The following is a 23,940-nucleotide window of genomic DNA, read 5'->3' as shown; positions in this document are numbered from 1 at the left end:
CCCCAACCTGAAAATTCGGCGAAAGCAAACAAGTATAGTATTCTATGAAACATATACTTTTATTTTTTACCGACAGATTCTGTCTAGAAAGCACAAAATAACAAAAAAACACCTCCGCAAATTGACACACTTTCCTATTGGATATGCATTATACTAGTCTCAACTCAAAAAAAGAGGTGAATTGTTTGGTTGTTTACGCCGACGTTGTTTGGTTGCTAAACGCCTGCATTGATTTTCTTTTACTTTTATTAACAGCTACCGTGTTAAAAAAGAAGATCAAAAGATGGAGGCTTGTGTTAGGGGCATTTATAGGTTCAACCATTGTTATTTTTGCCTTTACTCCTTTTGCTTCTATGATGACACATCCAATTATGAAACTACTGTACTCGTTACTAATTGTGTATACAGCATTTGGGTTTACAACGTTTAGAAATTATGCACAAACTGTTTTTACTTTTTACTTTGTAACCTTTATGGTTGGCGGAGGGTTAATTGGCACTCATTTCTTTTTGCAAACGAATGAAATGGTAAATGGATTGGTTCAATCTCAATCCATTTCTTATGGTGATCCAATTAGCTGGTTGTTTGTCGTTTTTGGTTTTCCAGTAATTTATTATTTTTCTAAAAAGCGTATTGAAAGCGTAGAGGTTACAAAAATACACTATGATCAAATTGTGAAATTGAAAATTCAATTAGCTGAAGAGGAACTAGAACTTGCAGGTTTAATTGATAGTGGGAACCAACTTTACGACCCGTTAACAAAAACACCCGTTATGATTATGCATATTTCATCATTAGAACATTGCTTGCCAGCGTGGTTAACAGAACAAATTTATTCCAAAACAGAGATTCCTCAAATACCAGAGAATGATTCTGGGTGGGCGACAAAATTACGATTAATTCCTTTCCGAGCAGTAGGAGTAGAGAGTCAATTTTTATGGGCCGTTAAGCCAGACAGTGTGCAAATTGATTATGAAGGTAGTTCTATTGTAGTCAGCAAAGTATTGATTGGATTAAATACACAACAGTTGTCAACCAATGGAGAGTATCAATGTATTGTGCATCCGAAAATGTTAATTTCGCAAAAAGTAGTAATTGCTTAATAATGGGAGGCGGGATAATATGATGAAATTAAAATTTTATTTAGTATACCTTTGGTATAAAGTATTGTTGAAATTAGGAATTAAGACCGATGAAATTTATTATATTGGTGGAAGTGAAGCGTTGCCACCACCGTTAACGAAAGAAGAAGAGGAAGTTCTTTTGAATAAATTGCCAAAAGGAGATCAGGCAGCAAGGTCGTTACTGATTGAACGAAACTTACGGCTAGTTGTATATATAGCAAGAAAGTTTGAAAATACAGGGATAAATATTGAAGATTTGATTAGTATTGGAACAATCGGCCTTATTAAAGCGGTTAATACATTTAATCCAGAAAAGAAAATAAAATTAGCAACGTATGCCTCACGTTGTATAGAAAATGAAATTTTAATGCATTTGCGCCGAAATAATAAAAACCGATCAGAAGTTTCTTTTGATGAACCGCTTAACATCGATTGGGACGGGAATGAACTTTTATTATCGGATGTATTAGGTACAGACGATGATATTATTACAAAAGATTTAGAAGCTACTGTAGATCGTCATCTTCTAATGAAAGCATTGCATCAATTAAATGATCGTGAAAAACAAATTATGGAACTCCGGTTTGGGCTTGCTGGCGAAGAGGAAAAGACGCAAAAAGATGTGGCAGATATGCTTGGGATTTCACAGTCATACATTTCGCGTTTAGAAAAAAGAATCATAAAAAGATTACGAAAAGAATTTAATAAAATGGTGTAAAGAAGAAGACCAGCCGTTATCTAGGCTGGTCTTCTTCTCTTTCGTTGTATGGGAAGAGACAACGAAAATGAAAAATGAAGAGAAAACCGCATGCATAAAATCCCCTCCAAAGGAAATACTTTACACTGTACAGCAACTCCCGATAGGAGGGAACACTTTGACGAGAAACAAAGTAGAAATTTGCGGTGTTGATACAGCTAAACTTCCCGTACTAAAAAATGATGAAATGCGTAAATTATTTCGTGAAATGCAAAGTGGAGAGATAAGCGCAAGAGAGAAATTAGTGAATGGAAACTTACGTCTTGTACTGAGCGTCATCCAAAGATTTAATAACAGAGGAGAATATGTTGACGATTTATTTCAAGTTGGTTGTATCGGACTTATGAAATCCATTGATAATTTTGATTTAGGCCAAAATGTAAAATTTTCAACGTATGCTGTGCCGATGATTATTGGGGAAATACGCAGATATTTGCGTGATAACAATCCGATTCGCGTATCTCGATCATTACGAGATATTGCGTATAAAGCGTTACAAGTAAGAGAGAAATTGATTGCAGAAAATTCAAAAGAACCAACAGCAATGGATATTGCAAAAGTGCTTGAAGTGACTCATGAAGAAATTGTTTTTGCTTTAGATGCGATTCAAGATCCAGTTTCATTATTTGAGCCGATTTATAACGATGGGGGAGATCCTATTTTTGTTATGGATCAGTTAAGTGATGAAAAACAAAAGGACGAGCAGTGGGTTGAAGAGTTAGCATTGAAAGAAGGAATGAAGCGTTTAAATGATCGTGAGAAAATGATTATTCGAAAACGTTTCTTCCAAGGAAAAACACAAATGGAAGTCGCAGAAGAAATTGGGATTTCTCAAGCGCAAGTGTCACGTTTAGAGAAATCGGCTATTAAACAAATGAATAAGACGATTCAAGGATAAGGTTTCACCATTTATGGTGAAACCTTTTTATATGTAATATAGTTTGTCTTCGCTCATAGTAGGGAAGTTGTGTTCATATAATGAAAATCATATGGGGTTAGTAGAGGTGCTTCCTGTAAATTTGAGAAACGGTGTTTTTTCAATTCGTCATATATAAGGGAGAGGATGAAAGTGATAAAAATTTCGGAGTTGCAGATGAAAGAGATAATAAATGTTTCAGATGGAAAAAGGCTTGGAAATATTGGAGATATCGAAATCGATATAAACACAGGGAAGATCGGGTCTATTATTATTTCCAAACAGGCACGCATGTTAGGGATTTTTGGGAAAGATGTAGAAATTGTAATTCCTTGGAAGGAAATTGTGAAAATTGGGGAAGATGTCATACTTGTTAGAGTAAATCCGGTTAATTCTGTAACAGAATCAATACAAACACCGACAATTTCATAAAGAATATTACAAATTCCTCTTTTTTTTCTGTTGGGATTATGAAAAAATAAAAGTATGGTAAAATAGACAGGAAGTACCATGCTTTTTTATGTTATTTTAATTAAAAAGGGGTCGCTTTGTTATGAGAGAACCATTTAAATATGTGGACGGTATACTGTATTTACAAGCGTGGAAAGAACTTGGAAACATTACTGCTGGATTTACGACAAAAAATGATGGGATAAGTACGGGCTCCTTTCATGCGATGAATTTAGGATTACATGTGAATGATATCGTGGAGAACGTTCATGAAAACAGACGTATTTTAGCAAATAAGTTACAAAAACCATTAGAAAACTGGATTTGCTCTGAACAAGTTCATGATCATCATGTTGAAAAAGTAGGACAACAGGAAAAAGGAAGTGGCGTCTATTCATATGAAGACGGTATTTCAAAAACAGATGGCATTTATACGACTGATAATGATGTTCTTTTAACATCATGTTACGCGGATTGTGTTCCACTCTATTTTTATGCGCCATCACATGGTATGATAGGACTTGCGCATGCTGGATGGAAAGGGACTGTAAAAGAGATTGCAAAGGAAATGATTCAAAAATGGAATGCAGAAGGGATTTCAAGTGATGAAATTCATGTTGCAATTGGACCAGCAATTGGATCTTGTTGTTACGTTGTTGATGATAGAGTGTTAACAGCAGCAGAGCAAGTAGTAAACGGTTCTGTCCCTTATAAAAAAATTTCTGATGGGCAGTACGCAATTAATTTAAAAGAAATTAATCGTATATTATGTGTACAAGCAGGCATAAAAGAAGAGAATATTGTAATGTCATCTCTTTGTACAAGCTGTGAAGAGCAACTATTTTTCTCTCATCGCCGTGATCAAGGTAAGACAGGGAGAATGTTGAGTTTCATAGGTTTTAAGGAGGAAGAAAGCAAGTGACAGTACAAAAAAATTTAACAACTGTAAACGAAGCAATTAAACAATCTTGCGCACGAGCAGGACGTTCGTTGCAAGATATTAAACTCGTTGCAGTTACAAAAACGGTAGGAATTGAAAAGACAAACGAAGTAATTGAAGCTGGAATTATTGATTTAGGTGAAAATAGAAATGAAGGTTTCTTACAGAAGTACGAACATTTCGGTTCAAAAGTGAATTGGCATTTTATTGGATCATTACAAACGAGAAAAGTAAAAGAAATCATTAATGAAATTGATTATTTACATTCGTTAGATCGCCTTTCACTTGCAAAAGAAATTCAAAAACGTGCTGATAAGAAAGTGAAATGTTTTATTCAAGTGAAAACATCATCTGAAGAATCAAAGCAAGGATTGGCAATAGAAGAAACTATTTCTTTTATTCAAAGTTTGCAAGAACTGGATAAGATTGAAGTGGTTGGACTAATGACAATGGCTCCGTTTACAGAAGAAGAGGGAGAAATCAGACGCTGTTTTAAGGAGTTACGTAAGCTACAAACAGAGGTGCAGGAGCTAGAATTATTACATGCGCCATGCAGAGAGTTATCAATGGGAATGTCCAATGATTACACGATTGCAATTGAAGAAGGTGCTACATATATTCGTTTGGGGACGATTTTAGTAGGAAAAGCGTAAAAGGAAGGAGAAACTTATTATGAGTTGGTCAAAAGTAAAATACTTCTTTTTTGATACACCGGAAGAAAAAGAAGCAGCTCAATATAGTTATGAAAAGGAGCAAACAGACATGAAGAAGCAGCAAGATCCGCCAGAACAACAAGATGTTACGTTTCCAAAAGCGCAACCGAAACAAAATGTTGTGAGCATTGAAACGGCAAAGCAATCTTCAAAAGTTGTTTTATTAGAACCACGCACATATTCAGAGGCGCAAGGGATTGCGGACCATTTAAAAGGTAGACGAGCTGTTGTAATTAATTTACAACGAATGTCTACTGATCAAGCTGTACGTATCGTTGACTTTTTAAGTGGTACTGTATACGCTATAGGCGGGGACATTCAAAAAATAGGACCGAAAACATTTATGTGTACCCCTGAAAATGTAGATATTGTTGGTGCAATTTCAGAGTTATTCGGTGAAGAAGAAGACACAAATATAAAGAGGTGGTAATACGCCATGGAAACAGTTTTAAGGCTTTTAGTTTATGCTATCGAGATTTACTCGTGGGCACTTATTATTTACATTCTCCTATCATGGTTCCCAGGTGCAAAGGAATCAACTTTTGGAGATGTTCTTGCGCGTATTTGTGAACCGTATTTAGAACCATTTCGCAGATTTATCCCGCCGCTTGGTATGATTGATATCTCTCCACTCGTTGCGATTTTTACATTAAAGCTTGCTACGAAGGGTTTAGTAAGTATATTCGGCTATTTCTTATAGTAAGAGGTTAAATACATGAGCATCTATGAACATTTCAGACCCGATGAAGAGGTCTTTGTGGATAAGGTGTTAGAGTGGAAGCGAGTAGCGGAGTACCATCAAGTGAAGTTAACAGACTTCCTTGATCCAAGACAACAACAAATTGTCACTATGGTGATAGGACAAGGGGATGTTTCTGTACAGTTTGATGGTGCAACGCCTCATGCGGAGCGCAAAAGAGCACTCATTTATCCGGACTATCTAGTAGTAAATGAAGAAGAATTTCAAGTAGAAGTATTGGAAATTGACTATCCTTCCAAGTTTTATACGCTAGAACATAGGCAAATATTAGGTACATTTATGTCTCTCGGTTTAACGAGAGAAAAGTGTGGTGATATTTTGCTTCAAGAAGATCGTGCCCAAATTGTAGTCGCAAAAGAAGTTGTATCTTATATTGAGATGAACTTACAATCTATAGGGAAAACGAAAGTTTCCTTAGCGCCAGTGCAAGGAGAAAAAATTCTACAGATGCAAGAAACATGGGGAGAGAAATCTGGAACGGTTTCTTCACTTCGTTTAGATGTTATGTTAGCTGAAATGTTACATATATCCAGACAAAAAGTACAACCTTTCATAAAAAATGGTTTAGTAAAAGTGAACTGGAAAACAGTGGAGCAAACTTCTTATGAATGTTATCCAGGAGATGTTTTTTCAGTGAGAGGATATGGGCGAAGTAAATTGTTTTCTGTAGAAGGTAGAACAAAGCGCGACAAATGGAGAATTTTGTATGGTATACTAAAATGATTGGTTTTTTAGAAGGAAATCCTCCTATTTTGTCGAAGAAAAGATATAATTGAAAGAGGAAATTTAGATAATTACTTGGAGGTGGCGTTGTGCCGTTAACACCATTAGATATTCATAACAAAGAATTTGGTCGCGGATTCCGTGGCTATGATGAAGATCAAGTAAATGAGTTTCTTGATCAAATTATCAAAGATTATGAATTAGTCATTCGTGAGAAAAAAGCTTTAGAAGAAAAAGTTGCGCAATTAGAAGGAAAGTTAGATCATTTCTCTAATATTGAAGATACGTTAAACAAATCGATCGTTGTTGCACAAGAAGCAGCGGAAGAAGTAAAACGTAATGCGCAAAAAGAAGCAAAATTAATCGTACGTGAAGCTGAAAAGAATGCAGACCGTATTATTAACGAAGCGTTAGTAAAATCAAGAAAAGTTGCTTTTGATATTGAAGAGCTAAAGAAACAAGCGAAAGTATTCCGCACTCGTTTCCGTATGTTACTAGAAACACAGCTTGAAATGTTAAACAACGATGATTGGGATAAACTAATTGAGCTAGAAGACGAAGTAGATGAACTGTTGAAAAAAGAAGAAACAGTGTAAGCTTGACGTTTTTCTCATTATTACATATAATTTTAAACAACATATTTATTAAGAAAAACGAAGATAGGGATAAGTACCTTTTCATACCTTATATAGCGAACTGAGGATGGTGTAAGCTCAGGATAAGGAGATAATGGGAATATCACCCTGGAGTTCCGCGCTGAACAAATAGAGTAAGCGTAGGCGTATATTCGCGTTAAGAATATAAAGAGGATTGTATACATATGTATAGGATCTACTAGGGTGGTACCGCGGGAGACTTTCTCGTCCCTTTTTGGGATGAGAAGGTCTCTTTTTTATTCCGTTTTTTAAGTGTTTCTTTTATACATGTAAGGAGGAATTGAGCATGGAGTACAAAAATACATTACTAATGCCAAAAACAGAGTTCCCAATGCGTGGGAATTTACCAAAACGTGAGCCTGCAATGCAAGAACAGTGGGCTGAAATGAATATTTATGAAAAGGTACAAGAACATACGAAAGGTCGTCCTTTATTTGTATTGCATGATGGCCCTCCATATGCGAATGGTGACATTCATATGGGACATGCGTTAAATAAAGTGTTAAAAGACTTTATTGTTCGTTATAAATCAATGACTGGTTACTGTGCACCATATGTACCAGGTTGGGATACACACGGTTTACCAATTGAGCAAGCTTTAACAAATAAAGGTGTAAAGCGTAAAGAAATGACAGTTGCTGAGTTCCGTAAGTTATGTGCAGAGTATGCATATGAACAAGTAGAACGTCAACGTGAACAATTTAAGCGTTTAGGTGTACGTGCTGATTGGGATAACCCATACATTACTTTAGAGCCAGCTTATGAAGCGCAACAAATTAAAGTGTTTGGTGATATGGCGAAAAAAGGTTATATCTATAAAGGGCAAAAACCAGTTTATTGGTCTCCAACGAGTGAATCTGCTTTAGCAGAAGCTGAAATTGAATACCAAGATAAAAAATCAGCATCTATTTACGTAGCATTCCCTGTAAAAGACGGAAAGAACGTATTAGAAGGTGATGAGAAATTCATTATCTGGACAACAACACCTTGGACGTTACCTGCAAACTTAGGTATTTCTGTTCACCCAGAACTTGAATACGCTATTGTAAAAGTAAATGATGAAAAATATATTATTGCTTCTGAACTATTTGAGACAGTTGCAAAAACGTTAGAGTGGGAAAATACTGAAGTTGTGAAAACGGTAAAAGGTAGCGAACTTGAGTATACAGTTGCAAAACATCCATTCTACGATCGTGATTCATTAGTTATGCTAGGAGATCACGTAACAACAGATGCAGGTACAGGTTGTGTTCATACAGCACCAGGACACGGGGAAGATGACTTTGTTGTTGGTAAAAAGTATGGATTAGAAGTACTTTGTCCAGTTGATGATAAAGGTGTATTAACAAATGAAGCACCTGGATTTGAAGGCTTATTCTATGATAAAGCTAACAAGCCAATTGCAGAGAAATTAGAAGAAGTAGGCGCGTTACTGAAACTAACATTCATTACGCATTCATACCCACATGATTGGAGAACGAAAAAACCAATTATTTTCCGTGCGACAGCACAGTGGTTTGCATCTATTGAAGCGTTCCGTAAAGAATTATTAGAAGCTGTTGCGGAAACAAAATGGGTACCAGCATGGGGAGAAACTCGTCTTCATAATATGGTTCGTGACCGTGGTGACTGGTGTATTTCTCGTCAGCGTGCATGGGGTGTACCAATCCCTGTATTCTATGCAGAGAATGGCGATCCAATTATTACAGATGAAACAATTAACCATGTAGCAGATTTATTCCGTGAGCACGGTTCTAACGTATGGTTCGAGCGTGAAGCGAAAGATCTATTACCAGAAGGATTTACACATACAGGTAGCCCGAATGGTGAATTCCGTAAAGAAACAGACATCATGGATGTATGGTTCGATTCAGGTTCTTCTCACCAAGCGGTATTAGAAGAGCGCGATGACTTACAACGTCCAGCTGATTTATATTTAGAAGGATCTGACCAGTACCGTGGTTGGTTTAACTCTTCATTATCAACAGCAGTTGCTGTAACAGGTAAAGCTCCATATAAAGGCGTACTAAGCCATGGTTTCGTATTAGATGGTGAAGGACGTAAAATGAGTAAGTCGATTGGAAATATCGTCGTACCGAAGAAAATTATGGATCAACTAGGCGGAGACATTTTACGCTTATGGGTATCTTCAGTTGACTATCAATCTGATGTACGTATTTCAGATGATATTTTAAAACAAGTAGCAGAAGTGTATCGTAAAATCCGTAACACATTCCGTTTCTTATTAGGAAACTTAGATGACTTTAAGCCAAGTGAAAATACAGTAGCTGTAGCTGAACTTCGTGAAGTAGATCGTTACATGTTAGTGAAATTAAATGACTTAATTACAAAAGTAAAAGAAGCATATGAAACATACGACTTCGCGGCTGTATATCATGCAATTCATAACTTCTGTACAATTGATTTAAGTTCATTCTACTTAGACTTTGCAAAAGACATTTTATACATTGAAGGTGCAAACCATGAAGATCGTCGTGCAATTCAAACTGTATTATATGATGTTCTTGTTGCGTTGACGAAACTTGTAACACCAATCTTACCGCATACGGCTGATGAAGTATGGCCATACGTTCCAGGTGTAACAGAAGAAAGTGTACAATTAACTGATATGCCAGAAGCTGTACAATTAGATGGTGCGGAAGAATTAAAAACAAAATGGGATGCATTTATGACATTACGTGATGATGTATTAAAAGCGTTAGAAGTAGCTCGTAATGAAAAAGTAATCGGTAAGTCATTAAATGCAAGCATTACACTATATCCAACTGCAGAAATGAAAGCTATGTTAGAGTCTATTAGTGAAGACTTAAAGCAATTATTCATCGTCTCTGAGTATAAACTTGGTGGCATGATGGAAGAAGCGCCAGCAGATGCGCCGAAGTATGAGCATACAGCGGTTGTTGTTGCTCAAGCAACTGGTGAAACATGTGAACGTTGTTGGGTAGTTTCAGAAACAATTGGTAAAGATGCTGAACATGAAACATTATGTGAGCGTTGTGCAACAGTTGTTAAAGAAAACTATGTAAAATAATAAAAAAACTGACTGTGCCTAAGTGCAGTCAGTTTTTTTATTGACGATATATTGAAATAACTTTCACTCTCTTTCCTATGAAGGAAAAATGTGTGTGAGGTAAGCATAGAAATTTCGGACACACTAATCGTACATTGCAGCTGGGAGGAATGTACACGTGAATGAAATGTATATGGAAATCAAAGAAGAATTGCAATTGATGCGAAAAGAGTTACAAGAGAGGCTAGCTAAAGAGGTCATGCACAAATATGATACAGAGTTTAGCGAAGAGCTTGGATATGAAATTAAGGAAGAGATAAAGAAAAAACTCCTATTACATGATATAAAAGAGGACTTAAAAGATGTAGAACGTGCATTATTTAAAATGGAAATAGATATGTATGGTATTTGTGAAGAGACAGGGAGAGTAATCTCGGTAAAACAAATGAAGACGATGCCGACTGCCCGTACCATTCATGAATTTTTCTATGAAAAAGTAAATGTATGAATGCGCACAACGATATTATATTACCTTTTTTTAATTTATTTTATTCTTCTATAAAGGTTCATTGTGAAAAGGTTGCAGCTATGCTAAAATTTTGAGGTACACTGTCTTTGTGGGGGAAATGAAAATGATATATTATGTAATAGCGTTATTTGTCATTGCCATCGATCAAATATCGAAATGGCTAATTGTAAAGAACATGGAATTGGGTACGAGCATTCCGATTATCGATAATGTATTATACATAACATCACATCGAAATAGAGGAGCTGCCTGGGGGATTTTAGAAAACAAAATGTGGTTCTTCTACATTATTACAGTCGTTTTTGTAGCATTTATCGTAATTTATATGAAAAAATATGCGAAAACAGACAAACTTCTAGGAATTTCATTAGGTCTAATATTAGGCGGAGCAATTGGTAATTTCATTGATCGTGTATTTAGACAAGAAGTAGTGGATTTCATTCACGTGTATATTTTCTCGTACAACTATCCAGTATTTAATATAGCTGATTCAGCATTATGTATTGGTGTTGTATTAATTATTATTCAAACATTATTAGAAGGCAAGAAAACGAAGGAGTAATTGAATGAGTGAAGTAGTACAAGTAACAGTTGCAGAAGAACAAAAAAGCGAGCGAATTGATAAATTCGTTGCAGAAATAAACAGTGAATGGTCACGTTCACAAGTACAACAATGGATTAAAGATGATGTTGTTACAGTTAATGGAAAGTCGGTAAAAGTGAATTATAAAGTTAGAGAAAACGATGAAATTACAGTAACGATTCCTGATCCAGAAGAGTTAGATATTCAAGCAGAAGATATGAACTTAGAAATTTATTATGAAGATGCAGATGTACTCGTTGTTAACAAGCCGCGTGGTATGGTTGTACATCCAGCACCAGGTCATACAAGTGGTACGCTTGTGAACGGTCTTATGCACCACTGTACAGACTTATCAGGCATTAACGGTGTAATGCGTCCAGGTATCGTGCATCGTATTGATAAAGATACATCAGGCCTATTAATGGTTGCTAAAAATGATGTGGCGCATGAATCACTTGTAAATCAACTTGTAGCAAAAACAGTAACAAGACGTTACAAAGCGATCGTACACGGTGTTATTCCGCATGATAAAGGAACTATCGATGCACCAATTGGTCGCGATAAGAAAGAGCGTCAAAGCATGACAGTTGATGAAAATGGTAAGAATGCTGTTACGCACTTCCAAGTGTTAGAACGTTTTAAAGACTTTACGCTTGTAGAATGTCGCTTAGAAACGGGACGTACGCACCAAATTCGTGTTCATATGAAATATATTGGTTATCCACTTGCTGGAGATCCAAAGTATGGTCCGAAGAAAACATTAGACATGAATGGACAAGCGCTTCACGCAGGTATTTTAGGATTCGATCATCCTCGCACGGGTGAGTATATTCAGTTTGAGGCACCGATTCCAGAAGTGTTTGAAGATGCATTAAATATTTTAAGAAAATAGTATTGACAAATCATAAGAAAACTGAGATACTGACAACAGTTAAATAATGATCCTTTAACACAGCCCCGTGAGGTTGAGAAGGTAACGGTTTGAAATACATAGGGTATGATGTACCCTTTTTTCAAAAGTCCTCTCGCACACGCTGAGAGGACTTTTTTTATACCATTACTCTCACGCAAGAAAAAAAGCTTGGAGGTGTAGAGCATGCAAGAGAAAGCAGTCGTTTTAGATGACCAAATGATTCGCCGCGCTTTAACACGAATTAGTCATGAAATCGTGGAACGAAATAAAGGTGTCGATAATTGTGTTCTTGTCGGAATTAAAACTCGTGGAATTTTTATTGCACAACGTTTGGCAGAACGAATTGGTCAAATTGAAGGAAAAGAAATGGAAGTTGGAGAGCTAGATATTACGTTATATCGTGATGATCTAACACTACAATCAAAAAATGAAGAACCACTTGTAAAAGGTTCTGATATCCCTGTAGATATTACGAAGAAAAAAGTTATCCTTGTAGATGATGTATTATATACAGGAAGAACAGTTCGAGCAGCAATGGATGCTCTTATGGATTTAGGTAGACCATCACAAATCCAACTGGCGGTTCTTGTTGATAGAGGTCATCGTGAACTACCAATTCGCGCTGATTATGTAGGGAAGAATATTCCAACATCAAGTGAAGAGCGTATCGAAGTTGATTTGCAAGAGACAGATCAACAAGATCGAGTAAGCATATACGATAAGTAAAGCCCTTTTAAATGTAGTCCTGTGAGGCTGCCAAAGGGTCTTGGCTTTCATATGTCAAATTTGGCATACGAAAGTGTAGGACTCTTTGTGCACAGGCACAAAGAGTTTTTTTATTGCAAAGAATTAAACTTAAACTGAAGGAGGATGTAACAATGGAACAAAAGCCAGTGTTAGACGTTAATGAAGTACCGAAACCGGGAAAATGGTTATTTTTAAGTATACAACATTTGTTCGCGATGTTTGGATCAACAGTGCTGGTTCCGTTTTTAACAGGATTGAATCCGTCAGTAGCATTAATATCAAGTGGATTAGGAACGCTAGCGTTTCTTCTTATAACGAAAGGTCAAGTACCTGCCTATCTAGGATCATCATTCGCCTTTATCGCACCGATAATAACAGCGAAAACAGCAGGTGGACCTGGAGCAGCAATGCTCGGTGGTTTGTTAGCGGGACTTGTGTACATCTTAATTTCACTCGGAATTAAGAAGTCAGGATCACAGTGGATTATGAAATTACTTCCGCCAATCGTAGTTGGTCCAGTAGTAATGGTAATCGGTCTAGCTTTAGCACATACAGCAGTTAACATGGCGATGAACGGCGCGGATGGCAAATATAGCTTTACACACTTTTCAGTAGCGTTAGTAACATTAGCAATTACAATTATCTGCTCTATATTCGGAAGAGGGTTTTTCAGTATCATACCAGTGTTACTGGGCATTATCGGCGGATATATCTTCGCTTACTTCCAAGGGCTAGTAGACTTAAAGCCAATAGCTGAGGCAAAATGGTTTGTTGTACCAGATTTCACAGTACCATTTGTAACATATACTCCGGAGTTTTCGTGGAAGATTGTACTCTTGATGGTACCAGTTGCACTAGTAACAATTTCAGAGCATATCGGACATCAAATTGTACTTGGAAATGTTATTAAAAGAGATTTAATTGAAAAACCAGGTTTACACCGTTCAATCTTCGGTGATGGAGTAGCAACATTAATCGCATCCCTTATCGGTGGGCCACCGAATACAACGTATGGTGAAAACATCGGTGTGCTAGCAATTACGAGAGCATACAGTGTATACTTATTCATCGGTTCAGCAGTGTTCGCAATCATGTTCGGGTTTATCGGTAAGATTTCTGCACTGATTCATTCGATCCCAACACCGGTTATGGGTGGCGTATCAATCTTACTATTCGGTGTAATCGCATCAAGCGGATTACGCATGATGGTAGATGATAAAACAGACCTAAGTGACAAACGAAACTTAATGATTGCATCAGTAATACTAGTAATCGGTATTGGTGGAGCGGTACTTCACGTAGGAGAATCGTTCCAAGTTGAAGGAATGGCACTAGCAGCAATTGTAGGTGTACTGTTAAATCTACTACTACCAGAAACGAAACAAATAACACAATCTAAGCAGATTGCTTCATAATAATAACCTTTTAATTCAGTCCTGTGAGACCGGAAAGGGTGGCTTCTTTCTTGCACCCTAGTCTCACATGACTAGGGTATTTTTATACAAAGGTTGTTATAAATATACAAAAGTGGTAACATAAAAATCAGAAAGATGAGGGATGACGATGAGCCATTTGTTAACGATGAGTGAATTATCGGAAGTAGAAATTTCAGAAATCCTAAAAGACGCAGAAGATTTCGCGAATGGAAAAGAGAGCAAAACGACAGAGCAAACTTTTGTTGCGAACTTGTTCTTTGAGAATAGTACGAGAACGAGATTTAGCTTTGAAGTTGCTGAGAAGAGATTAGGACTTGAAGTTTTAAATTTTTCAGCTGATGCATCTAGCGTACAAAAAGGAGAAACCTTATACGATACGATAAGAACACTAGAATCAATCGGAACAAAAGCGGTAATCGTCCGCCATGAGCAAGATCGCTACTTCGATGAACTGAAAGATCAGGTAAATATCCCAATCTTAAACGCTGGAGATGGATGTGGAAACCACCCAACGCAGTGCCTACTCGATCTTCTTACAATTAAACAAGAGTTTGGAAGATTTGAAGGATTAAAGATTGCGATAGTAGGAGATGTTCGTCATAGCCGAGTAGCACGTTCTAATGCAGAAGCATTAACGAAACTGGGTGCAACAATTTACTTTGCAAGTCCAGAAGAGTGGAAAGATGAAGACAGCACATTTGGAACATACAAACCATTAGATGAACTTGTTCCAGAAGTGGATGTAATGATGTTACTTCGTGTACAACATGAGCGTCATGATCATTATGAAACAGACATTATGAAAGAGTATCATGAGAAACACGGATTAACAGTGGAAAGAGAAAAGCGTATGAAAGAAGGAAGCATTATTATGCATCCAGCTCCTGTAAACCGTGATGTTGAAATTGCAAGTGAACTTGTTGAGTGTGAGCGTTCACGCATATTTAAACAAATGGAAAATGGAGTTTACGTAAGAATGGCTGTACTAAAACGCGCCTTACCAAATGTATTAGGAGGAATGAAACATGAATTACTTGTTTAAAAATGGTCGTTATATGAATGAAGAAGGAAAAATCGTAGCAACAGATCTTCTCGTACAAGACGGTAAAATCGCTAAGGTAGCAGAAAATATTACGGCAGATAATGCTGAAGTAATCGAAGTGAACGGAAAGTTAATCGCACCTGGATTAGTAGATGTACACGTACATCTTCGTGAACCAGGTGGTGAACATAAAGAAACAATTGAAACAGGTACACTAGCAGCGGCAAAAGGTGGATTCACTACAATTTGTGCAATGCCAAATACACGCCCAGTACCAGATTGCAGAGAACATATGGAAGACTTGCAAAATCGTATTAAAGAAAAAGCGCATGTCAACGTACTACCATACGGAGCAATTACAGTACGCCAAGCGGGTTCTGAAATGACAGATTTCGAGACGTTAAAAGAACTTGGAGCATTTGCTTTCACTGATGACGGTGTAGGCGTACAAGATGCTAGCATGATGTTAGCTGCTATGAAGCGTGCAGCGAAATTAAATATGGCAGTGGTTGCGCACTGTGAAGAGAATACTCTTATTAATAAAGGTTGTGTACATGAAGGGAAGTTTTCTGAGAAACACGGATTAAACGGTATCCCATCAGTATGTGAATCTGTACATATTGCAAGGGATATACTGCTAGCTGAAGCGGCAGATTGTCACTATCACGTATGTCACGTAAGTACGAAAGGATCTGTACGTGTAATCCGTGATGCGAAACGCGCTGGAATTAAAGTAACAGCAGAAGTAACACCTCACCATCTAGTGTTATGTGAAGATGATATCCCATCAGCTGATCCTAACTTTAAAATGAACCCACCGCTTCGTGGAAAAGAAGATCACGCAGCATTAATTGAAGGTCTACTAGATGGAACAATCGATATGATCGCAACTGATCATGCACCGCATACAGCGGAAGAGAAAGCACAAGGAATTGAAAGAGCACCATTCGGAATTACTGGTTTTGAAACAGCATTCCCACTTTTATACACAAACCTTGTGAAAAAAGGAATTATTACATTAGAACAGTTAATTCAATTCTTAACAGAAAAGCCAGCTGATACATTCGGCTTAGAAGCAGGTCGCCTGAAAGAAGGCAGAACAGCTGATATTACAATCATTGATTTAGAACAAGAAGAAGAGATTGACCCAACAACATTCTTATCAAAAGGAAAAAATACACCATTCGCAGGTTGGAAATGCCAAGGATGGCCGGTAATGACAATCGTTGGTGGTAAGATCGCATGGCAAAAGGAGAGTGCATTAGTATGAAAAGACAACTTATCTTAGAAGATGGAACAGTATTAATTGGAAAAGGTTTCGGAGGAGAAATCGAAAAGTCAGGTGAGGTTGTATTTACAACAGGAATGACTGGATATCAAGAAACATTATCTGATCCATCATATTGCGGTCAAATCGTAACATTCACGTACCCATTAATCGGAAACTACGGCATCAATCGTGACGATTTTGAATCGATTCATCCATCTGTAAATGGTTTAATCGTAAACGAAATTTGTGATCACCCATCAAACTTCCGTAATGAAATTTCGTTAAATGATTACTTAAAAGAAAGAAATATCCCAGGCTTAGCAGGAATTGATACGAGAAAATTAACGAGAAAAATTCGTCAATACGGTACGTTACGTGGGCGTCTATGTAACATGGATGCAGATGTAGAATACATCGTGAGCCAATTAAAAGCGACAGTATTTACAGATCACGTGAAACGCGTATCAACGAAAGATCCATACCCAAGCCCAGGCCGTGGACACCGAGTTGTACTTGTAGACTTCGGAATGAAACATGGTATTTTAAGAGAATTAAATAAACGTGATTGTGATGTAATTGTAGTACCTTACAATACAACAGCAGAAGAGATTTTACGCCTTAGCCCAGATGGAATTATGTTAAGTAACGGACCTGGGGATCCAAAAGATGTACCAGAAGCAATTGAAATGTTAAAAGACATTATCGGTAAAGTTCCTTTATTCGGAATTTGCCTAGGACATCAATTGTTCGCTCTAGCATCTGGTGCGAATACAAGTAAGTTAAAATTCGGTCACCGTGGTTTAAATCATCCAGTAAAACATCTTGCAACTGGAAAAGTAGCAATTACATCTCAAAACCATGGTTACGCAGTAGAAGAAGAATCAGTTAAAAATACAGAGCTTGAAATTACACATGTCGCTTTAAATGATGGAACAGTAGAAGGTCTTCGTCATACGAAGTTCCCAGCATTTACAGTACAATATCATCCAGAAGCTTCAGCAGGACCAGAAGATGCAAATGATTTATTCGAAGATTTCTTAGCAATGATTGAAAACTTCAAGAAAGAAGGGGAAGAGTTATGCCAAAACGCCTAGACATTAACACAATTTTAGTAATCGGATCAGGACCAATTGTAATTGGGCAAGCAGCAGAGTTTGACTACTCTGGTACACAAGCTTGTCAATCTCTTAGAGAAGAAGGTTACAAAGTAATCCTTGTTAACTCTAACCCAGCAACAATTATGACAGATACTGCAACAGCAGATAAAGTATACATTGAGCCTTTAACATTAGAATTCGTAAGCCGAATCATTCGTAAAGAACGTCCAGATGCAATCTTACCAACATTAGGTGGTCAAACAGGCCTGAATATGGCTGTTGAACTTGCGAAATCAGGCATACTTGAAGAGTGCGGAGTTGAAATTTTAGGAACAAAATTATCAGCAATTGAGCAAGCGGAGGATCGTGATTTATTCCGTACATTAATGCAGGAATTAAATGAACCAATTCCATCTAGTACCATTATCCATACGCTAGAAGAAGCACATGAATTTGTAAAAGAAATTGGATATCCAGTTATTGTTCGCCCAGCATTTACAATGGGGGGAACAGGTGGCGGAATCTGTAGTAATGAAGAAGAACTAATTGAAATCGTATCAGGTGGATTAAAACATAGTCCAGTAACACAATGTTTATTAGAAAAGAGTATTGCTGGTTGTAAGGAAATTGAATATGAAGTAATGCGTGATTCAAATGATAACGCGATTGTAGTATGTAACATGGAAAATATCGATCCAGTTGGAGTTCACACAGGTGATTCTATCGTTGTAGCACCGAGCCAAACATTAAGTGACCGTGAATATCAAATGTTACGAAACACTTCATTACGAATTATTCGTGCATTAGGAATTGAAGGTGGATGTAACGTTCAGCTTGCACTTGATCCACATAGCTTCCAATACTATGTAATCGAAGTAAACCCACGTGTAAGTCGTTCATCTGCACTAGCATCTAAAGCAACTGGATATCCAATTGCGAAGCTAGCGGCAAAAATTGCAGTCGGTTTAACATTAGATGAAATTATAAATCCAGTAACACAAAAAACATACGCTTGTTTCGAACCAGCATTAGACTATGTTGTTTCAAAAATTCCGCGCTGGCCATTTGATAAGTTTGAATCAGCAAATAGAACGCTTGGAACGCAGATGAAAGCAACTGGTGAAGTTATGTCAATCGGACGTAACCTAGAGCAATCATTATTAAAAGCGATCCGTTCTTTAGAACTTGGCGTTTATCACTTAGAGTTAGCGCATTTAAAAGAGCTTGATAAAGAGACAATGAAAAAACGCATTATAAAAGCTGATGATGAGCGACTGTTTATTGTGGCAGAAGCAATTCGTCAAGGTGTAACGAAAGAAGAAATCAACGATTGGTGTGAAATGGACTTCTTCTTCTTACAAAAAGTTGAAAACATCGTAAATATGGAACGCGAAGTAAAAGCAAATGTAGGAAATATGGAAGTACTACAATCTGCGAAAGAAATGGGCTTCAGTGATCACTACATTGCAGCAGCTTGGAACAAAACAGAGCGTGAAATTTACGATATGCGTAAAGAAAGCAATATAACTCCTATTTATAAAATGGTAGATACTTGTGCGGCAGAGTTTGAATCTGCAACACCATACTACTACAGCACATATGGTGACGAGAATGAATCGGTTAGAACAGATCGTAAGAGTGTTGTCGTACTAGGGTCTGGTCCAATCCGTATCGGTCAAGGTGTTGAGTTTGACTATGCAACAGTTCACTCTGTATGGGCAATTAAAGAAGCTGGATATGAGGCAATCATTGTTAATAACAACCCAGAAACAGTTTCAACAGACTTCAGTATTTCTGACAAATTATACTTTGAACCATTAACAATCGAAGATGTAATGCACATTATCGATTTAGAAAAGCCAGAAGGTGTTATCGTCCAATTCGGTGGACAAACGGCAATTAACTTAGCGGCTAAATTAGAAGCTCACGGTGTGAAAATCTTAGGAACATCACTTGAAGATTTAGACCGTGCAGAAGATCGTGATAAGTTTGAAGCAGCTCTAACACAGCTTGGTATCCCGCAACCAGTTGGTAAAACAGCAACGACTGTAGAGCAAGCAGTAGCAATCGCTGACAAAATTGGTTACCCAGTATTAGTAAGACCATCTTACGTACTAGGTGGACGTGCGATGGAAATCGTATATCGTCAAGAAGAACTGCTGCACTACATGAAAAATGCGGTTAAAGTTCACGCTGATCACCCAGTATTAATCGATCGTTACATGGTTGGTAAAGAAATTGAAGTAGATGCAATTTCAGACGGTGAGAATGTATTCATTCCAGGTATTATGGAACATATTGAACGCGCTGGAGTTCACTCTGGTGACTCAATCGGAGTATATCCACCACAAAGCTTATCTGCAAAACTGAAAGAACAAATTATTGAACATACAATTGCACTTGGAAAAGGTTTAAATATTGTTGGATTACTAAATATCCAGTTTGTAGTATTTGAAGATCAAGTGTATGTAATTGAAGTAAACCCACGTGCGAGCCGTACAGTACCATTCTTAAGTAAAATTACAGGTGTACCGATGGCGAATGTTGCAACGAAAGTTATTTTAGGTCAAAATCTTGTAGAACAAGGATACGGAACTGGTTATCACCCAGAAGAGAAAGAAGTGTATGTAAAAGCACCGGTATTCTCATTTGCGAAACTACGTTCAGTTGATACAACATTAGGACCTGAAATGAAGTCAACAGGGGAAGTAATGGGGAAAGACTTAACACTTGAAAAAGCATTATACAAAGGGTTAGTTGCTTCTGGAATTAACATTCCAACGCACGGATCAGTAATCATTACTGTAGCGGATAAAGATAAAGAAGAGGCGATGGAAATTGCAAAACGTTTCCATGAAATCGGCTATAACTTATTAGCAACAGCTGGAACAGCACAATCGTTAGCAGAGCAAAACATTCCAGTACAAGTTGTAAACAAAATTGATTCTGAAGACTACAACTTACTAGACATTATCCGTCAAGGAAAAGCGCAGTTTGTAATCAATACATTAACAAAAGGCAAACAACCAGCGCGTGATGGTTTCCGCATTCGCCGTGAATCAGTAGAAAATGGTGTGGCTTGCTTAACATCACTTGATACAACGAGAGCAATCTTACGAGTACTAGAATCTATGACATTCTCAGCTCATTCAATGAAAGAAATTACGCAAACAAAGCGTCACGAGGTGGTACATGCATGATGCAAAAGCAAAATATGATCGTCGTTAATCAAAAAGAAATCGCAAAAAACATTTACGAATTAGTGCTTCAAGGAACGTTAGTACAGCAAATGAACGAACCAGGGCAGTTTGTACACATTAAGGTAGCAGAGGGCATTGCGCCCCTTCTGCGCCGCCCGATTAGTATTTGTAATGTAGATCAAGAGAAGAACGAATTTACAATGCTATATCGTGCAGAAGGACAAGGGACAAAAACATTAGCAACTAGAAAAAAAGGTGAAATGGTAGACGTACTAGGACCACTAGGACACGGTTTTCCTGTAGAAGAAGCAGAAGCTGGTCAAACAGCTTTACTAGTCGGCGGGGGGATTGGCGTACCACCACTTTATGAATTATCACAGCGCCTTGTTGCAAAAGGTGTACGCGTAATTCACATCTTAGGTTTTCAAACGAAAGATGTCGTTTTCTATGAAGAGAAATTTGCAGAACTTGGTGATACGTACGTTGCGACAGTAGACGGTACACACGGCACAAAAGGATTTGTCACAGATGTAATTGATAATTACGGAATTGACTTTGATATTCTTTATTCATGTGGTCCGTTAGCGATGCTTCGTGCATTAGAAGGACGTTACAAAGAGAAAAAAGCTTATATTTCTTTAGAAGAACGTATGGGCTGTGGTATTGGAGCTTGTTTCGCATGTGTATGCCACTTACAAGAAGATCCAAGTGGACATTCTTACAAGAAGGTGTGTAGCGACGGACCAGTATTTCCAATCGGGGAGGTTGTACTATGAACAGATTGCAAGTTGAATTACCGGGATTGTCATTAAAAAATCCAATTATACCGGCATCTGGATGCTTTGGATTTGGTCGTGAATATGCACAGTTTTACGATTTAAGTGTACTAGGATCAATCATGATCAAAGCGACGACAGAACAACCACGTTATGGAAATCCGACGCCTCGTGTTGCTGAAACACCGGGCGGCATGTTAAATGCAATCGGACTTCAAAACCCAGGGTTAGAAAAAGTAATGAATTCTGAATTACCATGGTTAGAACAATTTGATCTTCCAATTATTGCGAACGTTGCAGGCTCACAAGCTGAGGATTACGTAGCGGTTGCAAAGGAAATTTCTAAAGCGCCTAATGTCCACGCACTAGAATTAAATATTTCTTGTCCGAACGTAAAAACAGGTGGTATCGCCTTTGGTACAAATCCTGAAATTGCTGCTGATTTAACGAAGCGAGTAAAAGAGGTTTCTGAAGTACCTGTATACGTGAAGTTGTCACCGAACGTGGCAAACATTGTGGAAATTGCAAAAGCGATTGAAAATGCAGGTGCAGACGGTTTAACGATGATTAATACATTGCTTGGTATGCGTCTAGATTTAAAAACAGCTAAACCAATTTTAGCAAACCGTACAGGCGGATTATCAGGTCCTGCGATTAAGCCAGTAGCGATTCGTATGGTACATGAAGTAAGCCAAGCGGTTAACATTCCAATTATCGGAATGGGTGGTATTGAAACAGCGGAAGATGTAATTGAATTCTTCTACGCTGGCGCAAGCGCAGTTGCAGTAGGTACAGCGAACTTTATCGATCCGTTCGTATGTCCAACGATTATTGAAGAGTTACCAGCACTATTAGATGAATTAGGATTTGATCACATTTCGGAATGTCAAGGAAGGAGCTGGAAGCAAACATGTCACAGTCGTTAATCGTTGCACTAGATTTTCCAGGGAAACAAGATGTAGAACAATTCTTGCGCCACTTTGAAGGGGAAGAGTTATTTGTCAAAGTTGGTATGGAATTATTTTATAAAGAAGGTCCTGCGATTATTACGTACTTAAAAGAAAAAGGACATAAGATCTTTCTAGATTTAAAACTTCATGATATTCCGAATACAGTAAAAAGCGCTATGCGTAGCCTAGCTAGTCTAGATGTTGATATGGTAAATGTTCATGCTGCTGGGGGAAGCAGTATGATGAAAGCTGCGATTGAGGGATTAGAGGAAGGTAAGCAAGAAGGAAAAGAGAGACCGATTTGTATTGCAGTTACACAACTAACAAGCACTTCGGAAGCTATGATGAAAAAAGAGATCGGCATTGAGAAAACGTTAGAAGAAGCGGTTGCTCATTATGCAAAACTAACGAAAGAAAGTGGACTTGATGGCGTTGTTTGTTCAACACTTGAAGTTCCAAAATTACGTGAAGTATGCGGAAATGAATTTGTAACAGTAACACCGGGGATTCGTCTTGCAAGCGATGATGTAAATGACCAGGTGCGCGTAGCAACACCGAAACGTGCGAGGGAACTTGGCTCAAGCTACATCGTAGTTGGACGTAGTATTACAAAAGCAGAAAATCCGCTTGAAGCGTATAAAACAGTAAAACAACAGTGGGAAGGTGTAACAGTATGAAAAAAGAAATCGCATCGCATTTATTAGAAATTGGAGCAGTATTTTTACAACCGAATGATCCATTCACTTGGTCTTCAGGTATGAAATCACCAATTTATTGTGATAACCGTTTAACTTTATCTTATCCAAAAGTACGTCAAGCAATTGCAGCTGGATTAGAAGAGTTAATTAAAGAGTACTTCCCAACTGTAGAAGTTATTGCAGGAACAGCAACTGCTGGTATTGCGCACGCTGCATGGGTAAGTGATCGTATGGATTTACCAATGTGCTACGTACGTAGTAAAGCAAAAGGTCACGGTAAAGGGAACCAAATCGAAGGAAAAGCTGAAAAAGGTCAAAAAGTAGTAGTAGTAGAGGACCTAATTTCAACTGGCGGTAGTGCAATTACATGTGTAGAAGCACTTCGCGAAGCTGGCTGTGAAGTATTAGGAATCGTATCAATCTTCACATACGAGCTAGAAGCAGGAAAAGGAAAACTAGAATCAGCTAACGTAGCATCATATTCTTTAAGCGACTACAGTGCATTAACTGAAGTAGCAGCAGAAAAAGGTATGATCGGACAAGCTGAAACGAAAAAATTACAAGAGTGGCGTAAAAATCCAGCTAACGAAGCTTGGATCACAGCGTAACACGAAAAAAACGACCGCGGG

Annotated in this window: 24 protein-coding genes and 1 other annotated feature; all 24 genes read left to right on the top strand. The window is 37.7% G+C overall.

The annotated features are described in order from the left end of the window. Window positions 1-185 precede the first annotated feature (185 nt). Window positions 186-1,103 carry a sigma-E processing peptidase SpoIIGA gene (gene spoIIGA / locus MHB74_RS19105; RefSeq protein ID WP_061678244.1) on the top strand — a complete coding sequence of 306 codons (918 nt, stop codon included), beginning with the start codon at window positions 186-188 and terminating at the stop codon, window positions 1,101-1,103. A 19-nt stretch (window positions 1,104-1,122) separates the two neighbouring features. Continuing rightward, the gene (gene sigE, locus MHB74_RS19100; protein WP_000976947.1) at window positions 1,123-1,842 is read left to right on the top strand and encodes an RNA polymerase sporulation sigma factor SigE; all 720 of its coding nucleotides are present in this window, start codon (window positions 1,123-1,125) and stop codon (window positions 1,840-1,842) included. 157 nt (window positions 1,843-1,999) lie between these two features. Continuing rightward, on the top strand, window positions 2,000-2,779 hold the full coding sequence (gene sigG, locus MHB74_RS19095) for an RNA polymerase sporulation sigma factor SigG (protein ID WP_000197753.1): 780 nt from the start codon (window positions 2,000-2,002) through the stop codon (window positions 2,777-2,779). Between the two features lie 165 nt (window positions 2,780-2,944). Beyond that, window positions 2,945-3,229: a YlmC/YmxH family sporulation protein gene (locus MHB74_RS19090; protein WP_061678243.1), complete on the top strand. Its 285-nt coding sequence runs from the start codon at window positions 2,945-2,947 to the stop codon at window positions 3,227-3,229. 121 nt (window positions 3,230-3,350) lie between these two features. Next, complete coding sequence (pgeF, locus tag MHB74_RS19085; RefSeq protein WP_061678242.1) at window positions 3,351-4,169, top strand: peptidoglycan editing factor PgeF; 819 nt, start codon at window positions 3,351-3,353, stop codon at window positions 4,167-4,169. Then, window positions 4,166-4,840, top strand: coding sequence for a YggS family pyridoxal phosphate-dependent enzyme (locus MHB74_RS19080; RefSeq protein ID WP_061678241.1), 675 nt, complete (start codon window positions 4,166-4,168; stop codon window positions 4,838-4,840). Before pgeF ends, MHB74_RS19080 begins: the two co-directional genes overlap by 4 nt. Window positions 4,841-4,859: 19 nt before the next feature. Further along, window positions 4,860-5,330, top strand: coding sequence for a cell division protein SepF (locus MHB74_RS19075; RefSeq protein ID WP_000119136.1), 471 nt, complete (start codon window positions 4,860-4,862; stop codon window positions 5,328-5,330). Between the two features lie 6 nt (window positions 5,331-5,336). Next, window positions 5,337-5,600: a YggT family protein gene (locus MHB74_RS19070; RefSeq protein ID WP_061678240.1), complete on the top strand. Its 264-nt coding sequence runs from the start codon at window positions 5,337-5,339 to the stop codon at window positions 5,598-5,600. A 15-nt stretch (window positions 5,601-5,615) separates the two neighbouring features. After that, the gene (locus tag MHB74_RS19065; protein WP_061678239.1) at window positions 5,616-6,383 is read left to right on the top strand and encodes a YlmH family RNA-binding protein; all 768 of its coding nucleotides are present in this window, start codon (window positions 5,616-5,618) and stop codon (window positions 6,381-6,383) included. An 89-nt stretch (window positions 6,384-6,472) separates the two neighbouring features. After that, window positions 6,473-6,979, top strand: a complete 507-nt coding sequence (divIVA, locus tag MHB74_RS19060) for a septum site-determining protein DivIVA (protein WP_001131611.1) — start codon at window positions 6,473-6,475, stop codon at window positions 6,977-6,979. Between the two features lie 51 nt (window positions 6,980-7,030). After that, window positions 7,031-7,254: a binding site (T-box leader), on the top strand. Window positions 7,255-7,325: 71 nt separating this feature from the next. Further along, on the top strand, window positions 7,326-10,091 hold the full coding sequence (gene ileS2, locus MHB74_RS19055; RefSeq protein WP_061678238.1) for an isoleucine--tRNA ligase: 2,766 nt from the start codon (window positions 7,326-7,328) through the stop codon (window positions 10,089-10,091). 157 nt (window positions 10,092-10,248) lie between these two features. Then, complete coding sequence (locus MHB74_RS19050; RefSeq protein ID WP_001004659.1) at window positions 10,249-10,578, top strand: molecular chaperone DnaK; 330 nt, start codon at window positions 10,249-10,251, stop codon at window positions 10,576-10,578. 124 nt (window positions 10,579-10,702) lie between these two features. Beyond that, entirely contained in the window at window positions 10,703-11,161 is a 459-nt protein-coding gene (gene lspA, locus MHB74_RS19045; protein WP_000642179.1) for a lipoprotein signal peptidase LspA, read from the top strand. 4 nt (window positions 11,162-11,165) lie between these two features. Continuing rightward, window positions 11,166-12,074, top strand: coding sequence for an RluA family pseudouridine synthase (locus tag MHB74_RS19040; protein WP_061678237.1), 909 nt, complete (start codon window positions 11,166-11,168; stop codon window positions 12,072-12,074). 204 nt (window positions 12,075-12,278) lie between these two features. Then, window positions 12,279-12,821, top strand: coding sequence for a bifunctional pyrimidine operon transcriptional regulator/uracil phosphoribosyltransferase (gene pyrR / locus MHB74_RS19035; protein WP_001156490.1), 543 nt, complete (start codon window positions 12,279-12,281; stop codon window positions 12,819-12,821). A gap of 152 nt (window positions 12,822-12,973) precedes the next feature. Continuing rightward, window positions 12,974-14,257 (top strand): uracil permease, encoded by a 1,284-nt coding sequence (gene uraA / locus MHB74_RS19030; RefSeq protein WP_061678236.1) that lies wholly within the window; start codon window positions 12,974-12,976, stop codon window positions 14,255-14,257. Window positions 14,258-14,405: 148 nt separating this feature from the next. Then, entirely contained in the window at window positions 14,406-15,320 is a 915-nt protein-coding gene (gene pyrB, locus MHB74_RS19025) for an aspartate carbamoyltransferase (RefSeq protein ID WP_000018864.1), read from the top strand. Continuing rightward, window positions 15,304-16,590 carry a dihydroorotase gene (gene pyrC, locus MHB74_RS19020; RefSeq protein WP_061678235.1) on the top strand — a complete coding sequence of 429 codons (1,287 nt, stop codon included), beginning with the start codon at window positions 15,304-15,306 and terminating at the stop codon, window positions 16,588-16,590. Before pyrB ends, pyrC begins: the two co-directional genes overlap by 17 nt. After that, a complete protein-coding gene (locus tag MHB74_RS19015) occupies window positions 16,587-17,684 on the top strand; it encodes a carbamoyl phosphate synthase small subunit (RefSeq protein WP_000828668.1) in 1,098 nt (365 codons plus the stop codon). The genes pyrC and MHB74_RS19015 overlap by 4 nt, the downstream gene beginning before the upstream one ends. After that, on the top strand, window positions 17,669-20,887 hold the full coding sequence (carB, locus tag MHB74_RS19010; RefSeq protein WP_061678234.1) for a carbamoyl-phosphate synthase large subunit: 3,219 nt from the start codon (window positions 17,669-17,671) through the stop codon (window positions 20,885-20,887). The genes MHB74_RS19015 and carB overlap by 16 nt, the downstream gene beginning before the upstream one ends. Further along, the gene (gene pyrK / locus MHB74_RS19005; RefSeq protein ID WP_061678233.1) at window positions 20,884-21,663 is read left to right on the top strand and encodes a dihydroorotate oxidase B electron transfer subunit; all 780 of its coding nucleotides are present in this window, start codon (window positions 20,884-20,886) and stop codon (window positions 21,661-21,663) included. Before carB ends, pyrK begins: the two co-directional genes overlap by 4 nt. Beyond that, window positions 21,660-22,589 (top strand): dihydroorotate oxidase B catalytic subunit, encoded by a 930-nt coding sequence (pyrD, locus tag MHB74_RS19000; protein ID WP_001081057.1) that lies wholly within the window; start codon window positions 21,660-21,662, stop codon window positions 22,587-22,589. The genes pyrK and pyrD overlap by 4 nt, the downstream gene beginning before the upstream one ends. After that, on the top strand, window positions 22,574-23,290 hold the full coding sequence (pyrF, locus tag MHB74_RS18995) for an orotidine-5'-phosphate decarboxylase (RefSeq protein WP_000083496.1): 717 nt from the start codon (window positions 22,574-22,576) through the stop codon (window positions 23,288-23,290). The genes pyrD and pyrF overlap by 16 nt, the downstream gene beginning before the upstream one ends. Beyond that, the gene (pyrE, locus tag MHB74_RS18990; RefSeq protein WP_061678232.1) at window positions 23,287-23,919 is read left to right on the top strand and encodes an orotate phosphoribosyltransferase; all 633 of its coding nucleotides are present in this window, start codon (window positions 23,287-23,289) and stop codon (window positions 23,917-23,919) included. The genes pyrF and pyrE overlap by 4 nt, the downstream gene beginning before the upstream one ends. Window positions 23,920-23,940 lie beyond the last annotated feature (21 nt).

Origin of the sequence: Bacillus sp. FSL K6-0069 (assembly GCF_038007785.1) — a bacterium.
In the GTDB taxonomy this organism is placed as follows: Bacteria; Bacillota; Bacilli; order Bacillales; family Bacillaceae_G; genus Bacillus_A; species Bacillus_A mobilis.
The sequence above is the reverse complement of the archived record's forward strand: the minus strand, read 5'-3'. Positions and strand labels throughout refer to the sequence as shown.